The following is a 20,159-nucleotide window of genomic DNA, read 5'->3' on the forward strand; positions in this document are numbered from 1 at the left end:
CATTTTCTGACCGTAGCGGCGATGCTGATGGCTACACCGGCGCTGGCACAAGACAAGATGACTCTGCTGCTGGATTGGTTCGTAAACCCTGATCACGGTCCGATCATCGTAGCGCAGCAAAAAGGTTATTTCGCAGACCAGAATCTTGAGGTCGAGATTGTGCCGCCTGCTGATCCCTCGGCCCCACCGAAACTGGTAGCCGCCGGGCAGGGTGACATCGCCGTGAGCTATCAACCAAACCAGCACCTCCAGGTAGCCGAAGGTCTGCCGCTGATGCGCGTAGGTACACTTGTGGCAACGCCACTCAGCTGTCTTCTGACACTAAAGGACGGCCCGATCCAAGAGATCAGCCAGCTAAAGGGCGGCAAGATCGGGTTCTCGGTCGCTGGCGTGGAAGAGGCAGTGCTGGGCGCCATGCTGGGCAAGCACGGCGTCGCGCTGAACGAGATCGAGATGATCAACGTCAACTTCTCGCTCAGCCCCTCGGTCATGTCGGGGCAGGTCGATGCGGTGATAGGTGCCTATCGCAATTTTGAGCTGAATCAGATGGAAATCGAAGGCGTCGAAGGCCGATGCTTCTATGTCGAAGAAGAAGGCGTGCCGACATATGACGAGCTGATCTATGTCGCCAACCCCGAGCTGATGGACAAGGACAAGGTGCGCCGCTTCCTGCGCGCCACCGAGCTGGCCACGCAATACATCGTCAACAACCCGGATGAAAGCTGGGAGGTTTTCAAAAGCTACGCGGAAGAGCTGGACGACGAGCTGAATGCAAAGGCTTGGGTCGACACCCTACCCCGCTTTGCCTTGCGTCCTGAGGCGCTGGACGAAGGCCGCTATATCCGCTTCGAGGAATTTCTGGCCAAAAGCGGCCTAGTCGAGGGCACCCGCCCGGTATCGAAAATCGCAGTCGATCTGGGGGCACAATGAACTACGGCACCTCATTTGAGGCATGGCGAGCGGCGGCCGGGGAAACCTGGGCTGCCTATACCCGCCATGCATTCGTGCGGGGCATGGGTGATGGAACCCTCCCGCGCGCGGCGTTTTTGCACTATCTCAAACAGGACTACGTTTTTTTGATCCATTTCGCCCGCGCTTGGGCGCTAGTGGTGACCAAGGCCGAGTCCGTCGCGGATATGCGCCTCGCCGCGGGGACAGTGAATGCACTGATCAATGACGAGCTTGCCCTGCATATCGGCATCTGCGCCGAGGCTGGGATTTCCGAGGAAGAACTTTTTGCAACGCAAGAGCGTCAGGCCAATCTTGCCTATACACGCTATGTACTGGATGCCGGGCATTCCGGGGATATGCTTGATCTTCTGGCCACACTGGCCCCCTGCGTCATGGGCTATGGTGAGATCGGGGCAGAGCTTTCGGCGACAAAGACCTCGGAAACCTATGCCGATTGGATCAACACTTATGGCGGGGAAGATTACCAACAGGTCTGCTGCGATGTTGGCGCGCTGATCGATGGCGTGGTAGCGCGGCGCATCGGGGATGACCCGCAAAACTGCCCACGTTGGGCAAATCTTTGCGACCGCTTCCACAAGGCGACCGAGCTTGAGGTCGGCTTTTGGGGCATGGCATCGCAGCCATGAGCCCGGCCCCCGCCCTATATCTGCGCGGATCACTGTCGATTGGCGACACATCCATCGCGCGCGGCATTGATCTGCGACTTGATGCAGGGCGGTGGACCTGTCTTCTGGGGGCCAGTGGTGTGGGCAAATCCACAGTGCTCAAGCTGCTGGCCGGAGTGGGAGACCATGTTTCTTTGGACGGTGAAATCTGGGCCTCGGACGGTGGCGCGCTGGCCGGGCGGGTGGCCCTAATGGCGCAGAGTGATTTGTTGCTGCCTTGGCTATCAGCGCTCGACAATGTGGCAATAGGGGCACGATTGCGCGGCGAGACGCTTGACCGGGATCGAGCCGAGCACGTGCTGGAGCAAGTTGGGCTAGGCGCGCATCTAGACAAGAAACCGGGAGAGCTCTCCGGTGGGCAGAGACAGCGCGTGGCCTTGGCCCGAACCCTGATGGAAGACCGCCCCATTGTGCTGCTGGACGAACCTTTTTCCGCCCTTGATGCCCTGACTCGGGTGCATATGCAGGACCTCACCGCACAGCTGCTGAAGGGACGTACGGTGCTGCTTATCACCCATGACCCGGCCGAAGTGGCGCGGCTGGGGCAGAACATCATGATCATGACGCGCGACGGGCTGCACCCGGTCGAAACTCCAATGGGCAGCATCCCGCGCCCTGTTGATGATCCGGGCGTGCTAGGCATCCAGGCCGCGCTGCTTCAACAACTCAGGACGGACAGATGAGCGCAAGCGAAACTCTCAGGGCGCTGAACCAGGACAACTGGACAGCGGCCACGACACATGACTTTACCAATGCGCTGGCTACCGGAACGCTCGATCACGGCAAAATGGCTGGCTATTTACAGCAGGATTACCTTTTCGTGGAAGGCTTCGTGCGTCTGCTGGCCTCAGCAGTGGCGCATGCACCCAACCTCGCCGATGCTGTGCCGGGCGCGCGCTTTCTGGGCCAGATCTGCGGGCCAGAGAACACGTACTTCCTGCGTGCATTAGACGCGCTGGACGTGCCCCAGGCAAGCGAAGCCGCACCCGAAACCCTGGCGTTTCAGGCCCTGATGGACGAAGCCCGCACATCCGGGCGCTACGAGCGGATGCTGGCGGTGTTGGTGGTCGCGGAATGGGTCTATCTGGATTGGGCCAGCCCGGTCGAAGCCCGCGCCGAAGATCTGCCGTTCTGGCTGGGAGAATGGATCACTCTGCACTCAGGCGACAGGTTCGAAAGTGTGGTCGCCTACCTACGTGGGCAATTGGACGCGATCTGGTCGACCCTTTCGGACCAGGCACAGGCCGAGGTCGCTGCAACCTTCGGCAAGGCCGTCGCCCTTGAGCGTGCCTTTTTCGATGCCGCATGGGCAGGCTTCCCGGTAGCCCGATGACAGGTTGGCGTGCGGGTATCGCCGCCACCGCAATGGCAGTAGCGCTTTGGCAACTGGTGGTTTGGGCCACCGGCTTGCCGCGTTTTATCTTGCCCCCGCCAGCGCTGGTTTCCGAAACCATTTGGAACAGCCGCAACCTTCTGCTGGAGCATGGGCTGGTCACCGCGACCGAAGTGCTGATCGGGCTGGCCCTTGGTGCAGTGCTGGGCGGGCTGTCGGCCATCGGCCTTGCCGCCTCACCGCTAGCACGCGCGCTGGTGCGACCAATTTTGGTGTTTTCCCAGACCATCCCCGTCTTTGCTCTGGCACCGATTCTGACCCTGTGGCTTGGCTTCGGGCTCGAGGCCAAAATCGCCATGGCGCTGCTGATCATTTATTTCCCGGTTACTTCGTCTTTCTTTGATGCATTGATGCGCAGCAATCGCGACTGGCTGGATCTGGCTCGGGTCATGGGGGCGTCACCCGCCCGAGTAATGTTGCACATCCGTATTCCATCTGCTCTGCCCGGATTTGCCAGCGGCCTGCGTCTGGCTGCCGTCTATGCCCCGATCGGTGCCGTCATCGGTGAATGGGTCGGAGCGTCGCGTGGTCTGGGATATCTGATGTTGCTGGCCAATGGCCGTGCCAAAACCGATCTGATGTTCGCCGCGCTGATCGTGTTGGCGGTACTCACCATCATCCTGCACGCAACGGTCAACGCCCTGTGCAATCGGTACCTGGATCAGCGTGATCAGATATGAACAAAGTACTGACCGTAAGTATACGCGAACGCGGAGATCGACTTTAATCGTGCCACCAGCTGTGATGAATGAGCTCAAAGCTAGAGTACATTGATTTCCAGAGCGCCATGTTAAACAAAGCTAGTTGGTCGAGCGGCGAACACAGAGTGTGCCGCAGTCACTTGTCCAAGAGTCCTACCGTAAGGATCAACTTGAATTAAGCCGAACCAGAACGCGTAGCGTCATGGTCTGAAAGTGGTTTATCATTGCCAGTGGCCACTACTTCCGCTGGTCAGGCCTCCGCAGCCAGAGAAGCCGAATGGTTTCCGTAATTTTTGCAACGCGGATCACATAGTGAACGCCCCACACACCAAAAGCCTGTTTGGTTGACAGATCCTGATTCCTCAGAAGGTTTTTCAACGTCTTGAAGGAAGGGATCAATTTCTGCAAAGGCGGGATGTAATTTACGATGCCGCGCTTGGCATTGCGGCGCAGCCTAGCACCCTCAATACGACGGGCTTTGGTGATGTGATCCCCAAGACTGTCGCGCGCCGGGTGACGGACGATGGCGTCTTCGGCAAACACAATCGCTTCACCCGCAGATTGTGCACGATCATTCCATTCCATGTCCCCGCCGGACAACACCGTGTCGTTGAACCGACCGATGCGATCCATAAGCTCCCGCCGAACGATCAGATTGGCCGTAACCGCGCGCCCACGCTCCACCCATTTTTTTTGCTCTAATCCCAAATGAACATCATAGAGTTCGGTCGTCTTCCAATCCTGCCCGTTCGGGATCAGCACAACATTGCCACCAAAGCGATTAACCTCGGGGTGGTCTTCGGCTATTTTCAACCCGGCCTCTAGATAGAGCGGGTCAGGCTGACAATCGGAGTCGGTGAAAAACAGTAGCTCCGAGGTGGCTTCTTCGATTCCCCGGTTGCGCGCTGCGTATGAGCCGGGTTTTGCCTCACTTAGGATGCGGGCGTTGGCGGGCAGGCGAAACCCGTCTGGCATGGGGTCGGTCGGATCATTGTTGACTGCAAGTATCTCGAACTGGTTTGTGTTCAGTGTCTGAGAGGCGAGCCCATCCAGACAACGCTGCAATTGGTCCCAGCTTTGATAGGTCGGGATGATCACTGACGCGCTCAGGGACGAACGCGCCTGTGTAATGTCAGGCCGTTGGATCACGTCGGGATCATTCGGCATTGACGGCGTTCGAGTACTGATGGTCATACAGGGTTTTGAATGGCCCCGGTTTCTTCAGCAACTGTTGGGCGCTGCCCTGCTCAAGAACTTCACCAGCCTCAATCACCACGATCTTGTCCGCATGCATGATGGTTGAAAGCCTGTGAGCCACGATGATTGTCGTACGCCCTTCGGTCAGGCGGCCCAAGGCTTCCTGAACCAGATGTTCCGACCGCGAGTCCAGCGCACTAGTTGGTTCGTCCAGCAGCAGGATCGGGCTGTCGCGCAGAAGCGCGCGCGCAATCGCAAGGCGCTGTTTTTGACCACCGGACAGGAAGGCACCATTTTCACCAACCAGAGTGTCAAAGCCTTTCTCAAGCGACATGATGAAGTCATAGGCATTCGCGGCCTTGGCAGCCTCGATCACGTCGTCTTGCGAGGCACCCTCACGGCCAAAACGGATGTTGTCGGCGATTGAGGCCGAAAACAGAAACGTCTCTTGCCCGACGAACGACATGTTCTGGCGCAGTGATTTGAACGAGGCGTACTTGATATCCTGACCATCGATCGATACCGAACCACTGGTCGGGTCATAGAGGCGCAGGGCCAAATTCAGAATGGTCGACTTGCCGCCGCCGGACAGACCAACCAGAGCGGTGGTCTTGCCAGCTTCGAACGTCAACGAAAGCCCTTTCAGGATCGGATCGCGACGACGGTAGCCGAAAGTGACGTCGTCGAACACCACCTCTCGCGGACCATCAGGCAGGCTTTTGGGATTGGCCTCTTCCGGCAGAGTTTCAGGCTCGTCCAACATATTGAACAACATCTGCACCCGGCGCAGACCCAACTCCATCTTCACCCGCACCTTCGTCAGGCGCTTCGCGGGCTCATAGGCCATCATCACAGCGGTCACGAACGACATCAGTTCACCCGGAGTGGACGCTGCAGCGCCAAACAGCTTACCAGCGCTCAACCCGATGACCGAGGCAATTGCAAACCCGGCCAGGATATCCGTCAGCGGGCTCGTTGCAGCTTGCAAACGCGCAAGCTTGTTGCGGCGCTTCTCAACGCTTTTCACCGCCGAATTCATCTCGAGGGCCATGCGCTCTTCCAATCCGAAGGACTTGACCACACGTATACCAGCCGAGGTTTCTTGAATGACCTTCATGATCGCGCCCATTGATTGCAGCTCCATATCCGCAATCTCTCGCACTTTGCGAAGCAGCATGCGAACACCCAAGATCGCCAAGGGGCCGACGATAAGCGTAAACAAAGACAAGATCGGTTGCTGGTAGAACATCACGGCCAAAAGACCAATCAATGTAAGCATATCGCGCACCGCAGTGGTCACCATGATCTCGATCACCGTGCGCGCAGCCTGGGCGGTTTGTGTCACCTTCAACAACAGATCCGAGCTTTCGGTCAAATTGAAGAATGACACCCCTTGCCGCAAAAGCTTGTCGTAAAGCTTGATCTGCTGTTTCGAGACGATCCGGTTACCGGCACGGGTCAGAGCCACAATTTGAACGTAAGTCGCAATCCCTTTGACCAGGAAGATCGAGAATACGGCCATCGAAACGCCGAAAATCTTGGCTGAGTTTTCACTGTCAAACAGCGAATCCACCACATCACGCATGATAAATGCGATACCTGCGGTGGTTGCCGCAACAAATACCATCGCGATGATCGCGATCGTATAAGGTACCGCTTGCTCGCGCATATTCTCGGAGAGCAGTCGCCACAGGACGGAATCACTCAATACAGCCGCAAATTTTGATTTGATCTTTTGCAATGCACATGTCCACTGTGATCAGGATCGAGCTATGTCACATCTGACGCGCTCATAAACAGTTTCCGCTAGATAGTCGCCTGTTGCCAGTTGAGCAAGCCCGCGCCCTATTCTGCCGCTTCAATGCGAATTGTTCGAACCGAAGAGTCTACACGCGAATAAGCGGCCAAAACCCTCCCCGACCATTTCTGTGCAATGTAATCCGCCATAAAACGCGTTGGTGCAATCAGAATCGCCACCCCCCCTGCCCTTTCGGCTTCGTTCAGATGCTTGAACCAACTGGACCAAAGTTCTGGGTCACGCTCATGTAGGATCGATTGAACCTGTGTCCAAACGTCTTCACCCTGCGGCGGCGGGATCGATGGCTTTGACTGAAATGGCACAACATTAGTATCGCGCTCTGGCTTCTGCTGCATTCGTTCCTGGAAATCCGTTCCGATCACGGGCCAGGCTTCCATTGTGTCCAGCATGATCTGCTTGAGGTCGAGTTCATAAACTGCAACCCGACCCCGAGCGGCGGGTCGTTTGACCGCAATCCAGCCTGCGCTGCGCAGCTTAGCCATCTCACGTTTAACTGTGCGTTCGTTCACGGACCACAACCGAGCGATCTCTTCCCGGCCAATCGACAGTTCATTGGAGCGCCAGTTATAGCGCGTGGTAATTAATGTCATGATGCGAAGAACACTGCGATGACGATGCTTGTCACCTGATAAGGCGTGAACGGCGAGAGCCGACAAGATATCGTACTTCAGTGCAGGCGCATTTCGCCCGACCGGTTTCGCAACCTGCATCCGTTTCCTCACCGCTCTTTTTTGCCTCATGCGGGTTGATCCCGCCGTAATCGCGCCGTTTCCCAACGCTTTTCGTGATTGTTCACTGATTAGCGTCCAATACTTCGATTCTGTCAAGAGTTCGTTGAGATCACGCTATTTGATAGGTGCTATTCGTTATCAAAAAATAGAAGAAATAGGTGAATTTATGGTGATGGGGGACATGCTGGGTGTCCCCTTATGGAGCAATAATGTCCCCCTATATGCCGTATCAGCTTGAGTTACGTCCCCCTAAATCTGGTAGGATATCCGAAGTCAGGACGATTGCAGAGAGCAGCAGTGTTCCGAATCGGTCAGCACTAGATACGGACATATTTTCTTACCCATGGGTAACATCACAACCTTACAATAATTTCTTTTGCCAAATATGCAAATCGGGCGTAAATAACAAAAGAGAGAAAAATAACGTCCAGAAGAATGAGAACTGAGGCATGTACACGCACGAAGACCTGAATGCATTGCGCACCCAGTCCCTGAAATTGCAGGGCTGGATTCGCCAGCAGACTTTCAGCCCTGAGATGGAGAAGACGCTAAGGCGGTTCTCAAGCTGGGAGGTGTCCGAACTGATCTTTAAGGTGAACCAATCGACTTTCCGAGGAAAGCTGGCCGCCGATCCTTCATTGCCGGGAGGCGAGGTCGAGCCTGATGGGCGGCAGCGTTGGTTTAGTCTGGAAGAGGTAAATGAGCTCAGGCGGCGGCTTAAGGTTAATCGCAAAGCGCTCACTCCTCCACGCCCTGCGGGCAAGCGGGCGGTTCGGGCCGCTGTTGCCAATTTCAAAGGGGGGGCCGGCAAGTCGACCGTGGCGTTGCATCTTGCGCACGCCGCTGCTCTGGACGGCTACCGAGTATTAGTGGTGGATTTTGACCCTCAGGCGACGCTCAGCCATTCGATGGGTCTGACCGATGTCGCTGAAGATTTCACCGTCTGGGGTATCATGGCGCGGGATCTAATCCGTGAAACCGAGCGCATGAATAACCGCCCTGCGGCTGCGGAGTCAGGAACTGCCCTGCCCCGCCGAGAATTACCACCTTCTATAACGGATATGGGCCTCGGCGAACTGCGCATTTCTGATTTTATCAAGCAGACCTCATGGTCAACGATTGATGCAATCCCTTCTTGCGCCAATGCTGCTTTCGTCGAATTCGCATCGGCACAATATCGGCACCTGAATCCTGAGTGGTCTTTTTTTGCAGCTGTGTCTCGCTATCTGGATCAAATACCGAATGATGCTTATGACCTGATCCTGTTCGATTGCCCGCCTGCGATAGGATACCAATCCATGAATGCGGTGTTCGCAGCAGACATGTTGTATATCCCGTCGGGGCCCGGATACTGGGAATACGATTCAACCACCTCATTCATTGGACAGTTGGCTGAAGCCCTCGAAGATCTGGCCTATGGTTTCGACAAGACCTTACCCACGGGTAAGATTGGTTTACCCAAGACATTCTGCGAAATTCGGTTTTTGCTTACGCGCTACGAACCGGGGAACGCACTGCACACAGCGATGTATGACGCATTCCGCAAAGTCTTTGGTGAGCACCTCGCCGAGCACCCGGTCGAGATGACGCGCGCGGTCGAGCAATCGGGTCGATTCCTGAGTTCAGTTTATGAGATGGATTACCGTGAGATGACGAGGGAAACCTGGCGTCGCGCGCGTTCGACATTTGATAATGTTTATGATGAATTCCGGGGCGTCATGCTATCGGCCTGGGACAAGCTGGAGGATGACGTATGAGCCGAAAACGCAGAATGTTCGATATCGATATGCCAGCGATGGAAGAAATCCCGGTTGGCAAGGTTCCGGATAAAGCGCTTGAGAAAAGGCGCGGACCAATGGCCACTGCAATCTCCGAGAACGCTAATGCGCTACGCGACCAGCAAACTACCGAAGATGCAATCAGAGTCGAAAATGACAGGTTAGCGCACGAGCTTGTGCGACTACGTTCCGAAGGGTATGTTACTGAACAGATCGCATTGGCGGATGTTGTTACCGAGCGCCTGACGCGCGACCGCAAGCCTGGCCCTGATCCTGAGTTGGATGAGTTGAAGGCTTCTATTCAGGATGTGGGTCTTTCGAACCCGATCCGGGTCGAGCGTCGCAACGATGGACGCTTTGAGTTAATTCAAGGAATGCGCAGATTATCGGCATTTCGCGCATTACTTGAGGAAACTGGCGACGCGCGATTTGCGACGATTCCGGCCGGTGTTTCTGACGTTGCAGAGCTGGATGATAGCTATCGTCGCATGGTCGATGAAAACCTGATCCGAAAGGATATCTCGTTTGCGGAAATGGGCGCGCTTGCGCGTGCCTATGCGGAAGACCCCGCCAATGATTGTCCGGATGTCGACAAAGCGGTTTCAACCTTGTTCAAATCTGCAAGCTATACCAAGCGCAGCTATATTCGGGCGTTTGCGAGTTTGCTGGCCATGTTGGAAAAGGTTCTTATGCACCCAAACGACATTCCACGGAATGTGGGGGTTGAACTCAAACGAAAGCTCGACTCTGATCCTGGATTGATCCGACAAGTCAGTGCGGCTTTGGTGAGTGAACCAAATCGCGACAGCGTGCGCGAAGTGGCCATTCTTCGCGATTTTCTCACAATCGAAAATGCGACCGCCGCCAAGCCAAAGGCTGAAGCCGTTGGTAAACCACGCCGCGCGAAGACAACGTTTCAGGTAAGGGGCAGGGCAGGGATTGCAAAATGTTCTGCATCCAGCGGAAGGATCGAACTTCGCTATGATCTCGATTTTACCCGTGTCGATAGGGCGAAATTAGAACGTGCTGTGGCCACCTTGATCGAGGATCTGCGAGAAGAAGACGATCTTACCCACGGGTAAGGCGGGCTTAGCGAGATAGATCCGAAGCGCGGCGCTGGTTAATTTCAGCGCCGTTTTTTTGCACAAACTGGACAGCTGTTTGAGTCAGAACCTCAGGAAGTCATCTGAACCATTTGATCGTACCACCCGGATTCAAACGCTTGTTTTGTGCTTCGGGCGGCTGCATTCCGAGCAGAGGCGATGACATCAAGTCCAGTTAATCAATATAAGGCGTCGCGCCGCATTGATGTTAAACTGGGGCAGGTGATCTGCAATTTATTTAGTTTGTCACGGCGGAACTGATGCACAGTCTATGGGGTAGGGCAGGGACCACGCCACGGCCTCAATCTTCGTGCGCACCGCCGCTGCTTTTCATCAGGAGAACTATCTTGGCGTGCGGTAACATATTCAAAGCACTTGAGCATACAACGGTGTGGCGGTGAGTACCTATCAACGATTGGTATGAACGTGCCGTGGCTTGCCAGAGAAAGCGCGGCGATCGGTTGAATGATCGACAATAGAGAGCATCGTGTGTGAGTAGTGCGCAAAATGTACTAATAACTACTATTACTAATTCTGTCGGTCTGCAGTTTCATGCAGTAAGAGAATGTGATTTCGGTGACATACTTCTTCGCAAGTTTCCTGGGCTGAACAGGCGGTGGTTCTGTCGTAAACTCTGCCCCCACTTTTCAGATCGAACGCAGTCCTGTTAACGCGGGCTGGGACGTGACAGGAGCAAACTGTGACGATCACTTTGAAAGGCGCGCATTTTCCAAGATTAATGGTTGTCGGAGGATCGGCAGCGACCGCGCAAACAGCGGCATATGGTCAAGCGGATCTTCGAGCAGTAGCGCGATGAGCATGGTTTCGAGGGTGGTTACACCATCATCAAGGACTATGTTCGGGAGCATGGTCGACAGCATCGCGAGATGTTCTTACCGCTTCACCATGCATCCGGCTATGCTAAGGCCAATTTCGGCGAAGCAATGGTGGTGATCGGCGGCATTGAGCAAAAGGCTCACTTCTTTGCCTTGGATCTACCGTATAGCGATGCCTGCTACATCCGCGCCTATTCTGCGGCGGCTGCCGAGGCCTGGATGGACGGGCACGTCCATGCCTTTAGGTTCTTTGAGGCCGTTCAGCGGTCGATCCTGTACGATAACGATCAGTGCCTTGTAGCAAAGATCGAGCCCGACGGAACTCGCAGGCGTGCGCGGCTGTTCAGCAAAATGCTGTCCCACTATGTGATCCAGGTCCGCAACGGGCGTCCTGGTACGGGCAACAACAAGGGATCCGTTGAAGGGCTGGTGGTTACTCCCGGCACAATTTCATGGTGCCGATCCCGAACTTTCCAACCAGGGATGCCTTCAACGACAGGCTTGAGAGGCAGTGCCAAAAACGACAGGCAGATCGGACCAGCGCCGTTCCGTTATAAGCCCCAAGATTGCGGGTGTTTCAAAATCAAGCAGAGGTGTGGCGGCTAGCAACGGGTCTCTGTTCAGCATTTGGTCTATCGTCGAATCAACTCTGAAAGACTTGTAATTGCTATAGTGACTATGGCTTCGAGGGGCTAATTCCAGTTCGCAACGACGCTGCCCAGGGTTACGCGCCGATTTCTTCGTGATCAGTAAGACATTCGGAATGATCGCGTAGAACTTCGAGAACACGACAATCCGAGGTGTTGCCGACACAGCTTTCATGCACCATGCGCTCCAGCTCGTTCCGTAACGCTTCCAGCCGTGCCATTCTTTGCTCAATCTGTTTGAGTTGTCGGCGCGCAATACTGTCAGCTTCATGACATGGGCGATCTGGATCGTCGGACAAATCAAGCAGTTCGCGTATTGCCTGAAGCGAAAACCCCAGTTGGCGGGCGTGACGGATAAAAGCCAGACGATCCAGTTCGGTATGGCGATAACGCCGCTGGCCACCTTCGGTGCGCCCCGGTTCCGGCATAAGTCCGATATGCTCGTAGTAGCGGATAGTCTGAACCTTGGTTCCGGTCTTTTTTCCAAGCGTTCCGATCGTCAGCATCTGGGTCTCCTTACAAAGTTACAGCTTATGTAGGTTCGAGTTGGCACCGCACAATAGCACCTTCCGGCCGGTGGGCCTGTGACACCCAGCCGCTACCGCATGCGTGGTGACCATGTTTGTTTTCGTGGCCATGGTCGTGGCTTTGGGTATCGGATGACATGATTGGACCTCAAGAATCTCTATGGTCCTTTGTAAATAGTTCCTACAGTGACTAGAGCTTCAATACCTTTTATATTTTTTTCATCCGGGTTCTTTGCCTGCGATATTGTTAGTTCATTTCGTCTTGCGGGCCGGCCGTGTGGATGCAATCTAATTGCAGATGACGCAAAAAATTTGGAACAGATCAATGCAGAAACGGATCGCAATTACCATCACGTTAGTCTCGATTACGGCTGGTTGTTCAGCCCAGTTCACCGGGGCCAAAAGCAAAGCACTTGAACCAGGCAACGTGCCAGATTCGGTCGTAGCGCTGGCAGGGCCGGCGCAGGATTTGACCACAGCGCGCCTCCTGCCCGAAGACAATTGCTTTTGGTATGAGCACAGCGGACCCGTCGAGACGACATTGGTACCATTGCGCGCGACGAATGGCGCTCCGATCTGCATTGCGCGCGACGCCTGATCGAAATGAGGGCAGCGACGTCCATGTACGCTGCCCAATATTCATGAGCGGGCTGTGACGCTATCTTCGGCAGAGTATAGGAAAGCGGTCGAGCCGGTTTTCACGTTTGGGTAGAGGTCATTGATATGAGCCATGATCATTCGCACACATCCAGAACTTGCGCGACCGCCGATGCTTCTTGGCTCAGGCGTGCCGTGAATTCTGAGATATGTGTCTCGGTCTCCAACGTATAGATAAAGGGCACGAGAGCCGAGAGCATTATTCGGCCCGGGCTCCATGCCATTCCGGAATTCCGCGTATTCGGGGTTGCGCTCGATCATTGAAGCGGTTGGTGTCCAGTGTGGCCATTCGACCTTTCGGCGGATAACATAGGTGCCGGGCTCGTAAAGGTTCCCGCGCGCGATCGCTACGCCATAGCGCATTGCGGTCCCGCCTTCTTCGATATGATAAAGATATCGTGCGACGGCATCGACATGGATGTCACCTGGAACCAAACCATCATTTGCCGCGACGCGTCTTGGTAAAAAACGGTCGTGAACACCCCACGGATTTGAGGTCATTGGATCGTAACCAATTGGCGTGACCTGACTGTCCCAATAGGTCTTCTGCGATGCGGTTGGCCAGGTTTTGGCGATCAATGGACTGGCCGCAGACGCTGAGAACAGCGCTGTGGTGGATTGAATGAAATGGCGCCTTGTAAGCATAGGTCTCGTCCTGGTTCACAAGTTTAACGTATTTGGATCGCACTATCGCGAATTAATTCGAATCTTAAAGCCTCTAGCAGCTAGAGCTTCAAGAGGTTTCAGGTAACGCTTGGTTTACCCAGTTGATCACGTGACCGGTTGCGTGAATCCTGCTTCGGTCGAGTTTACATTGGAATAGGTCGCAAAGACAATTGACACAGGCGAAGCCGCCATTGTAGCGGTGATTTGTTTTCGGTTCCTGATGGCGGAAGCCAAAAGGATTAAAAGGGAATACGGTTCGGTGTTTTCAATGGCGCCAATTCCGTAACTGCCCCCGCAACTGTGAGCGGAGAGCGATGCCAAGACACCACTGGTTCGTAATGGAACCGGGAAGGTTGGCGGAGCGAGCACCCGCGAGTCAGGAGACCTGCCGTAAAGCGCCGGGCTATGCCCAGACTGAACCTGTCGGCCTTACGGTCGATTCAACCTGACAAGCCGCCGGGTGAGGCGGTAGGGAGAAAGAACATGCATATCGAACCGGGCATCGTGAATGGTGCCAAAATCGCGCTTTCCTATGTTACCGCCGCAGGTGCGGCTACTTACGCAGCGAAAGAAACGTTTTCCACATTGCGTGCGAATGGACCTGCATCTTTTGTTATGCGCTCGGTGCTCGCCACCGTTGGGGTTTTCCTTTTCTTCGAAGTCCTGCCGCATTTCCCGGTTGGTGTCTCTGAAGTCCACTTCATCCTGGGGTCGACGCTGTTTCTGCTTCTCGGTGCTGCACCCGCGGCTTTTGGATTGGCAGCTGGTCTCCTGATTCAGGGTGTGTTTTTTGCCCCGTTCGATCTTCCGCAGTACTTCATCAACCTGACCACTCTGCTGGTGCCGCTATTTGCGCTACAGGCACTGGCCAGCCGCATCATCGCACCCGGCACAGCATATGTTGACCTCAAATATGGCCAAGCTCTTGCCCTAAGTGCGACGTATCAGGGAGGAGTAGTCGCATGGGTTGGGTTCTGGGCCTTCTACGGCCAGGGTTTCGGCGCAGAAACCATGGCGTCGGTTCTGTCCTTTGGCGGCGCTTATATGCTGGTAATTGTCATTGAGCCGATTGCTGATCTGGCAGTGCTTGCGGCAGCCAAGGCAATGCGCGGTTTGAACAGTACAGGTCTGGTGACTCCGCGTTTGTACAACGCTGCGAAAGCTTGACCAAAGTTTGAAGCGGTGTCCTAAACTTGGGTTGCCGCGAAACAACCAGTAGTCGCAGGACCAAAATTTTATTGTGGCGCGTCTCTAGGGCGCGCCACATTGTTTTTAGCAGCTAGAAACCTGCACCCAACGATCAGGGTGATTTGGGTCCTGTATTCGTAGGAAAAGATACCTCGTTTCCTTCCACGATTTGATCCTGTTGGTGACACTGTCCAGAATCAAATCGCCATCACTCGAGCGACAAACTAGAACAGCATGGCCACTGCGATTGGTGTCCAAGACGGTAGCAATCAGTAGCTTCGCAGGGTCCAAGCCGTTCTGCATTAGCTCAAATTTCTTTTGCAAGGCGATGTCTCTAGAACAACGCTCAGGTTACAAACCGTCGGCCTGACCAGCGGTTTCTCAACCAAGCGAAGGCATGCGTGAGGGTGTGATCGGGCCGACGAAATTGAAATTCGCGAACCATATTGCTCTTGTGGCTGAGTTCTCTTGGCTCGATGGTCTCAATTTCCACCCACAATGCCCCAAGTTTTTTTGTGAGTAGTTTTGCAAAAGGGCGCATATATCTTGCCAGAATGACATTTTCGCAGGAATGGTTCCCGATGACCAAGATCACTCCAGAATTGCTTGAACAAATCCGTGCCCGATTTGCGCAGGTTGACCACTGCCCGCAGCAGGGACCGCGTATTTTCTTTGAAAACGCGGGTGGGGCGCTGACGCTGAATTCGGTTGTGGGCACCTCGCAGGCTTATGCTGCGATCCCTGACAATCAGGGCCGCGACAACCCGGGAAGTCACGAACTGGTGCGGGTAATCAACAAGGCCAAAGAAGATATGGCCGTGTTCATGAACGCCCCCGGTGGCCAGTTCTTTGTCGGCGAAAGCGGGACCGAGCTGCTGTTTCGTTTGATAATGAACGCCTGTCTGGGCACAGGCACCGGTCGGGTGCTTGGCACAACGCTGGAACATCCCGCGACCCGAAGCGCTTGCGCGCGTTGGGCCGGGGTGGCCGGGCAAGATCATGTTCTGGTGGTCCATGACGACGCCACAGGCACCGTCACCGCAGATGCTTATGCGGCGCAGGTAACGCCGGACACAAAGGTTGCGACTATCGTGCACACCTCGCCGGTGACCGGTATGGGCGTGGATGTAGCGGCTGTGGCTGCCGAGATCCGCGCCGTTGCGCCCAATTGCTTCATCATAATCGACGGTATCCAGCACGCCGCGCATGGCCGGATCGACCTGACCGCCTATGATGTCGATGGCTATGTGATCTCGCCTTACAAGGTGTTCTCGCGCCATGGTTACGGGGTGGCCTGGATTTCTGACCGGCTGACCAAGCTGCCACATAACAGCTTGATCGACGGCCCCGCCGACAATTGGGAAATGGGGACGCGTGATACCGGCTCTTACGCTACAATGTCTGACGTAATCAGCTATTTCGAATGGCTGGGCGCACAGGTCAGCGACGCCACCGACCGGCGCGCAAAATTCGTCGCTGCCGGAGAGGCGATCCATGAGCAGGAAAAAGCGTTGACTGATGCGATGATCCGCGGAACCGGCAACCTGCCCGGGCTGGCCGAGATGGAGAAGGTGACCATTCTGGGCGGTGTCGATAACCCAGCACGCGAGGGACTGGTGTCACTGCAGGTCGAGGGCGTGCCGTCGGTCGATGTGGTCAAGCAACTGAACGAACAAGGCATCCGTACGCATTTGCGCAAGGCCGATCACTATTCGGGCAACATCCTCACACCGCTTGGCATGGACAGCTGCGTGCGTGTTTCGATGTGCCACTACAACAGCGTCGCCGAAGTGGCCCAGTTTCTGGGTGCAATGAAAACCATCGCCGCCTGAGGCATTTGAGAGGGGAAGCTCATGAAAACGCATGCGCAAGCGGTTGTAATCGGCGGCGGCCTAGCCGGCTGTTCAATTCTGTATCATCTCGCCAAGTTGGGTTGGACCGATGTGGTCCTGCTAGAGCGGGACGAACTGACCAGCGGCTCGACCTGGCACGCGGCGGCCAACATTCATGGGCTGCACGACAACAACAATATCACCCGCATCCAGCACTATACGATGAATCTGTATAAAGAGCTGGAACAGGAAACCGGTCAAAGCTGCGGCGTGTTCCAGCCCGGCTCGCTCTATTTGGCGCAAACCGAAGAACGCGAACATCAGCTGCGCCTGCAGGAAGCCAAGGCTAAATTCTATGGTTTGAATTTCCACGAGGTCAGTCGCGAGAAGGCCAAGGAACTGCACCCGCTGGCGCAGTTCGACGATATCCGCTGCATCATGTATGAACCCGATGGCGGCAATGTGGATCCCTCGGGCGTGCCCCACGCCTATGCTGCCGGTGCCCGCGCCATGGGAGCAACCATAGAACGGTTCTGTCCGGTGCTAGGTACGGATCAGCAACCCGACGGGTCTTGGATCGTGCGTACCGCAAAGGGCGATATTCACACGCAATGGGTGGTGAATGCCGCTGGTCTTTGGGGCCGCGAAGTTGCGGCGCTGGCGGGGCTGACTCTGCCGTTGCAACCGACCGAGCACCAGTATTTCGTGACTGAATCCATCGAAGAAGTTGCCAATCTGGGCCGTCGCCTTCCGTCAATTGCAGACCGGGATGGCGAGTACTATTTCCGTCAGGAAGGCAACGGATTGCTCATCGGGGCCTATGAGAAGGACATGAAGTTCTGGGCCGAGGACGGTACGCCGCTGGACTTTGCCCATGACCTGTTCCCCGACGATTTGGATCGGATCATGGAAAACGTGATCCGCGCTACCGAACGTGTGCCAGTTGCCGCCACCGCAGGGGTCAAACGGGTGATCAACGGGCCGATGATCTGGTCTCCGGACTCCAGCGCCTTGTGGGGTCCGGTGCCCGAACTGAAGAACTATTTCCTCTGCGGCGGACTGATCCCGGGTTTCTCGCAATCGGGTGGTTTGGGCCTGCTGGCGGCGCAGTGGATGATCGAGGGCGAGCCGCAATACGACATGTTTGCATGGGATCTGGCCCGCTTCGGCGACTGGGCCGACAAAAAATTCACCAAGGCACGGGTTGAGGACCAGTATACCCACCGTTTTGCCATCCACTTCCCGAACGAGGAGCGTAGTGCAGGTCGCCCCGCCCGAGTCCGCCCTGCCTATAAAATGCAGAAAAACATGGGCTGTGTCTTTGGTCTGAACTGCGGCTGGGAGCATCCCCTATGGTTCGCCGATCAGCCCGGTGTACAGGAAACCAATGGCTTCACACGCCAGAACTGGTGGGAGCCGGTGGGACGTGAGGTACAGATGCTGCGGGAGAATGTGGGCGTCATCGACATATCGAATTTTGCGAACTACATCATCAAAGGACCCGGTGCGCAAGATTGGCTGGATCGCTTGGTCGCCAACCGCGTACCAACCGTGATCGGGCGGTCTTGCCTGACGCCGCTGATCTCTGTGCGTGGCGGCGTGGCTGGCGATTTCACCATAACCAAGGTGGCCGATGACGAATACATGATGATCGGATCGGGCATGGCCGAGCGCTATCATCAACGCTTTTTCAACATGATCGACCTGCCAAAGGACACAACCCTCGAAGTCGCCACCGACCGCATAGCCGGGTTCAACGTCGCCGGTCCGAAAGCGCGTGACCTGCTGCAGCGGCTGACCAATGCAGACCTGTCGAACGAGGCGTTCCGCTTTATGCGCTCGGCCACAATCGAGGTTGCAGGTGTCACCTGTCTGGCCATCCGCGTCAGCTTTACCGGCGATCTAGGGTGGGAGTTGCACTGCGCCGAAGAAGATCAGACCCGCCTGTACGCTGCGCTTCTGGATGCGGCCAAGCTGCTGGATGGCGGCCCCGTTGGCGGCCGCGCGCTGGGGTCGTTGCGGATCGAAAAAGGTTATGGCTCATGGGGCCGTGAGTATTCGCAGGAATACTGGCCGCAAGAGGTCGGGCTGGCGGGCCTGATCAAGCTGGACAAGGATTTCCTGCACAAGGATGCGTATCTGTCGGTCAAGGACAACGCCGCGCGCGAAGTGCTGTCAATCTTCGAGGTCGAAGTCTCCGAGGGTGCCGACGCTACCGGCGGTGAGCCGATTTTTACCCCGGATGGTACCCCGGTTGGCCGCGTGACATCCGGTGCATACGGCTATTCGGTCGGCAAATCGCTAGCGCTTGGCTATATAAGTCCTGAGGTCGCGCAATCTGGTGATACGGTCGAAGTGTTCATCCTTGGCAAGCCCCATAAAGCGAAAATCCTGTCCGAGCCTCCCTTTGACCCGGATGGAAACCGCCTGCGTGATGTTAAACCGGCACTGGAAGGGGCTGCCTGAGCAGCCCCGTTGCAGGTCAGCGGTTCATGCTGGCGGCGGCGTTTAGCAGCCAGTCCTGAAACAGCCTGACCGACGGTGAAACGGGTTTTTCCTTGAGACGCACGAAATAGGCCCAGGGGCTGTCCAAATCGAATTCGAACGGTTCGATCAGCAACCCCCGGTCCACATAAGACCCGGCCAAAGAGCGCGGCAGAGCGACGCAGCCCAACGACTGCGCCGCCATCTCCATTGCCAGATTTGAAGCGTTGGTCCGCAGCCCTTCCTTCTGGTTCAGGTCTGCCAGATCAAAATGACGTGCGACCCGTTCCCAATAAGCTGGACGACCCAGAATATGGATCAGAGGCGCCTCTTGCAGTTGCGCCGGATCGGTCAGCGGCGTGCCTTTGACTGTGAAATCGGGCGCACACACGACCGCAAGCTTTTCGGCCCACAGCTGCCGCGCGCCCACCGTCACATCGTCAATATGATTGACCGTTATCGAAATGTCCGAGACGTTCGGCTCGACATCAATCCAGACGGTGCCGTGTACCGTCAGGTCGATATCCGGGTGCTGATCGCTAAAGCCCCGGATTACGTCCGGTAGCCAATTCTCGGCCAGGCTGACCGGGCAAGACACGACGACTTTGCGGGTGTGTGACCGCTGGATGACCGATTGTGTGGCCACGTCAATCTCATGCAGAGCATGCCGCACTGAAGGCAGATACGCCTCGCCCACGTCGGTCAGCGACAATGACCGGGCATGGCGCACGAACAGAGGCCGCTGCAAAAACTCTTCGAGCGAACGCACATGGTTGCTGACGGCGGATTGGGTGCAGTTCAGCTCATCTGCCGCGCTGGTAAAGCTGAGGTACCGGGCGGCGGCCTCGAAGGAGCGCAGGAAGATCAGGTGGGGCAGGTTCATCATGGCGATAGGTTCCTGGGCGAGCGGGTAGGTGGTGCGCCGGGAATTCTGTTTCGCGGCGGGAATTGATCTGGTTCATA

The 20,159-nt window shown here is 55.9% G+C and carries 18 protein-coding genes, 1 pseudogene and 1 riboswitch; of the genes and pseudogenes, 12 read left to right on the forward strand and 7 right to left on the reverse strand.

Going from position 1 to position 20,159, the window contains the following annotated elements; translation table 11 throughout:
- The first annotated feature begins 21 nt into the window (after positions 1 to 21).
- From ACR0AU_RS08465 to ACR0AU_RS08485, 5 genes are read left to right on the forward strand one after another with little or no spacing between them, the layout of a single operon-like run.
- Positions 22 to 930 carry an ABC transporter substrate-binding protein gene (locus ACR0AU_RS08465; protein WP_480439085.1) on the forward strand — a complete coding sequence of 303 codons (909 nt, stop codon included), beginning with the start codon at positions 22 to 24 and terminating at the stop codon, positions 928 to 930.
- Positions 927 to 1,598, forward strand: coding sequence for a thiaminase II (gene tenA, locus ACR0AU_RS08470; RefSeq protein WP_170732810.1), 672 nt, complete (start codon positions 927 to 929; stop codon positions 1,596 to 1,598). The genes ACR0AU_RS08465 and tenA overlap by 4 nt, the downstream gene beginning before the upstream one ends.
- Positions 1,595 to 2,320: an ABC transporter ATP-binding protein gene (locus ACR0AU_RS08475; RefSeq protein ID WP_480762828.1), complete on the forward strand. Its 726-nt coding sequence runs from the start codon at positions 1,595 to 1,597 to the stop codon at positions 2,318 to 2,320. Before tenA ends, ACR0AU_RS08475 begins: the two co-directional genes overlap by 4 nt.
- Complete coding sequence (locus ACR0AU_RS08480) at positions 2,317 to 2,970, forward strand: TenA family protein (RefSeq protein WP_480795544.1); 654 nt, start codon at positions 2,317 to 2,319, stop codon at positions 2,968 to 2,970. Before ACR0AU_RS08475 ends, ACR0AU_RS08480 begins: the two co-directional genes overlap by 4 nt.
- Positions 2,967 to 3,710, forward strand: a complete 744-nt coding sequence (locus ACR0AU_RS08485) for an ABC transporter permease (protein ID WP_223118548.1) — start codon at positions 2,967 to 2,969, stop codon at positions 3,708 to 3,710. The genes ACR0AU_RS08480 and ACR0AU_RS08485 overlap by 4 nt, the downstream gene beginning before the upstream one ends.
- Positions 3,711 to 3,968: 258 nt before the next feature.
- On the opposite strand, the gene ACR0AU_RS08490 is transcribed toward ACR0AU_RS08485, so the two are convergent.
- From ACR0AU_RS08490 to ACR0AU_RS08500, 3 genes are all read right to left on the reverse strand, one after another.
- A complete protein-coding gene (locus ACR0AU_RS08490; RefSeq protein WP_170732851.1) occupies positions 3,969 to 4,898 on the reverse strand; it encodes a glycosyltransferase in 930 nt (309 codons plus the stop codon).
- A complete protein-coding gene (locus ACR0AU_RS08495; protein ID WP_480439024.1) occupies positions 4,888 to 6,636 on the reverse strand; it encodes an ABC transporter ATP-binding protein in 1,749 nt (582 codons plus the stop codon). Before ACR0AU_RS08495 ends, ACR0AU_RS08490 begins: the two co-directional genes overlap by 11 nt.
- 137 nt (positions 6,637 to 6,773) lie before the next feature.
- Positions 6,774 to 7,487 (reverse strand): DnaA N-terminal domain-containing protein, encoded by a 714-nt coding sequence (locus ACR0AU_RS08500; protein ID WP_480795545.1) that lies wholly within the window; start codon positions 7,485 to 7,487, stop codon positions 6,774 to 6,776.
- Positions 7,488 to 7,927: 440 nt separating this feature from the next.
- Here ACR0AU_RS08500 and ACR0AU_RS08505 point away from each other — a divergent pair, with 440 nt between their 5' ends.
- From ACR0AU_RS08505 to istA, 3 genes and pseudogenes are all read left to right on the forward strand, one after another.
- The gene (locus ACR0AU_RS08505) at positions 7,928 to 9,235 is read left to right on the forward strand and encodes an AAA family ATPase (RefSeq protein ID WP_170423104.1); all 1,308 of its coding nucleotides are present in this window, start codon (positions 7,928 to 7,930) and stop codon (positions 9,233 to 9,235) included.
- The gene (locus ACR0AU_RS08510) at positions 9,232 to 10,338 is read left to right on the forward strand and encodes a ParB N-terminal domain-containing protein (RefSeq protein ID WP_170512126.1); all 1,107 of its coding nucleotides are present in this window, start codon (positions 9,232 to 9,234) and stop codon (positions 10,336 to 10,338) included. The genes ACR0AU_RS08505 and ACR0AU_RS08510 overlap by 4 nt, the downstream gene beginning before the upstream one ends.
- Before the next feature lie 761 nt (positions 10,339 to 11,099).
- Positions 11,100 to 11,731: pseudogene (gene istA, locus ACR0AU_RS08515) on the forward strand (IS21 family transposase); the annotation flags it as partial.
- Between the two features lie 188 nt (positions 11,732 to 11,919).
- Here the strand turns inward: istA and ACR0AU_RS08520 are convergent.
- On the reverse strand, positions 11,920 to 12,348 hold the full coding sequence (locus ACR0AU_RS08520) for a MerR family transcriptional regulator (protein ID WP_480795546.1): 429 nt from the start codon (positions 12,346 to 12,348) through the stop codon (positions 11,920 to 11,922).
- 346 nt (positions 12,349 to 12,694) lie between these two features.
- Between ACR0AU_RS08520 and ACR0AU_RS08525 the strand changes: the two genes are divergently transcribed.
- Positions 12,695 to 12,967 (forward strand): hypothetical protein, encoded by a 273-nt coding sequence (locus ACR0AU_RS08525; protein WP_170392939.1) that lies wholly within the window; start codon positions 12,695 to 12,697, stop codon positions 12,965 to 12,967.
- Positions 12,968 to 13,008: 41 nt separating this feature from the next.
- On the opposite strand, the gene ACR0AU_RS08530 is transcribed toward ACR0AU_RS08525, so the two are convergent.
- Positions 13,009 to 13,671, reverse strand: coding sequence for a L,D-transpeptidase (locus tag ACR0AU_RS08530; RefSeq protein ID WP_170402530.1), 663 nt, complete (start codon positions 13,669 to 13,671; stop codon positions 13,009 to 13,011).
- Positions 13,672 to 13,886: 215 nt separating this feature from the next.
- Positions 13,887 to 14,099, forward strand: a riboswitch (cobalamin riboswitch).
- A gap of 76 nt (positions 14,100 to 14,175) precedes the next feature.
- On the opposite strand from ACR0AU_RS08530, the gene ACR0AU_RS08535 reads away from it, so the two are divergent.
- Positions 14,176 to 14,859 carry an energy-coupling factor ABC transporter permease gene (locus ACR0AU_RS08535; protein WP_170392744.1) on the forward strand — a complete coding sequence of 228 codons (684 nt, stop codon included), beginning with the start codon at positions 14,176 to 14,178 and terminating at the stop codon, positions 14,857 to 14,859.
- A 105-nt stretch (positions 14,860 to 14,964) separates the two neighbouring features.
- Here ACR0AU_RS08535 and ACR0AU_RS08540 read toward each other — a convergent pair whose 3' ends face one another.
- Positions 14,965 to 15,204 carry a transglutaminase-like cysteine peptidase gene (locus ACR0AU_RS08540; RefSeq protein ID WP_480795547.1) on the reverse strand — a complete coding sequence of 80 codons (240 nt, stop codon included), beginning with the start codon at positions 15,202 to 15,204 and terminating at the stop codon, positions 14,965 to 14,967.
- Positions 15,205 to 15,461: 257 nt separating this feature from the next.
- Here ACR0AU_RS08540 and ACR0AU_RS08545 point away from each other — a divergent pair, with 257 nt between their 5' ends.
- Both ACR0AU_RS08545 and ACR0AU_RS08550 read left to right on the forward strand, forming a co-directional pair.
- On the forward strand, positions 15,462 to 16,712 hold the full coding sequence (locus tag ACR0AU_RS08545) for an aminotransferase class V-fold PLP-dependent enzyme (protein WP_170407417.1): 1,251 nt from the start codon (positions 15,462 to 15,464) through the stop codon (positions 16,710 to 16,712).
- Positions 16,713 to 16,733: 21 nt separating this feature from the next.
- Positions 16,734 to 19,178, forward strand: coding sequence for an FAD-dependent oxidoreductase (locus ACR0AU_RS08550; protein ID WP_170732816.1), 2,445 nt, complete (start codon positions 16,734 to 16,736; stop codon positions 19,176 to 19,178).
- 16 nt (positions 19,179 to 19,194) lie between these two features.
- Here ACR0AU_RS08550 and ACR0AU_RS08555 read toward each other — a convergent pair whose 3' ends face one another.
- Positions 19,195 to 20,082, reverse strand: coding sequence for a LysR substrate-binding domain-containing protein (locus ACR0AU_RS08555; protein WP_480795548.1), 888 nt, complete (start codon positions 20,080 to 20,082; stop codon positions 19,195 to 19,197).
- Positions 20,083 to 20,159 lie beyond the last annotated feature (77 nt).

This window comes from Ruegeria sp. CG1 (genome assembly GCF_056537265.1).

Coding starts and splice junctions, on each gene's coding strand:
- ACR0AU_RS08520 (WP_480795546.1), bottom strand. CDS start 12,348: ATGCTGACGATCGGAACGCTTGGAAAAAAGACCGGAACCAAGGTTCAG.
- ACR0AU_RS08530 (WP_170402530.1), bottom strand. CDS start 13,671: ATGCTTACAAGGCGCCATTTCATTCAATCCACCACAGCGCTGTTCTCA.
- ACR0AU_RS08505 (WP_170423104.1), top strand. CDS start 7,928: ATGTACACGCACGAAGACCTGAATGCATTGCGCACCCAGTCCCTGAAA.
- ACR0AU_RS08490 (WP_170732851.1), bottom strand. CDS start 4,898: ATGCCGAATGATCCCGACGTGATCCAACGGCCTGACATTACACAGGCG.
- ACR0AU_RS08465 (WP_480439085.1), top strand. CDS start 22: ATGCTGATGGCTACACCGGCGCTGGCACAAGACAAGATGACTCTGCTG.
- ACR0AU_RS08535 (WP_170392744.1), top strand. CDS start 14,176: ATGCATATCGAACCGGGCATCGTGAATGGTGCCAAAATCGCGCTTTCC.
- ACR0AU_RS08555 (WP_480795548.1), bottom strand. CDS start 20,082: ATGATGAACCTGCCCCACCTGATCTTCCTGCGCTCCTTCGAGGCCGCC.
- ACR0AU_RS08480 (WP_480795544.1), top strand. CDS start 2,317: ATGAGCGCAAGCGAAACTCTCAGGGCGCTGAACCAGGACAACTGGACA.
- ACR0AU_RS08500 (WP_480795545.1), bottom strand. CDS start 7,487: ATGAGGCAAAAAAGAGCGGTGAGGAAACGGATGCAGGTTGCGAAACCG.
- ACR0AU_RS08510 (WP_170512126.1), top strand. CDS start 9,232: ATGAGCCGAAAACGCAGAATGTTCGATATCGATATGCCAGCGATGGAA.
- ACR0AU_RS08545 (WP_170407417.1), top strand. CDS start 15,462: ATGACCAAGATCACTCCAGAATTGCTTGAACAAATCCGTGCCCGATTT.
- ACR0AU_RS08485 (WP_223118548.1), top strand. CDS start 2,967: ATGACAGGTTGGCGTGCGGGTATCGCCGCCACCGCAATGGCAGTAGCG.
- tenA (WP_170732810.1), top strand. CDS start 927: ATGAACTACGGCACCTCATTTGAGGCATGGCGAGCGGCGGCCGGGGAA.
- ACR0AU_RS08475 (WP_480762828.1), top strand. CDS start 1,595: ATGAGCCCGGCCCCCGCCCTATATCTGCGCGGATCACTGTCGATTGGC.
- ACR0AU_RS08550 (WP_170732816.1), top strand. CDS start 16,734: ATGAAAACGCATGCGCAAGCGGTTGTAATCGGCGGCGGCCTAGCCGGC.
- ACR0AU_RS08525 (WP_170392939.1), top strand. CDS start 12,695: ATGCAGAAACGGATCGCAATTACCATCACGTTAGTCTCGATTACGGCT.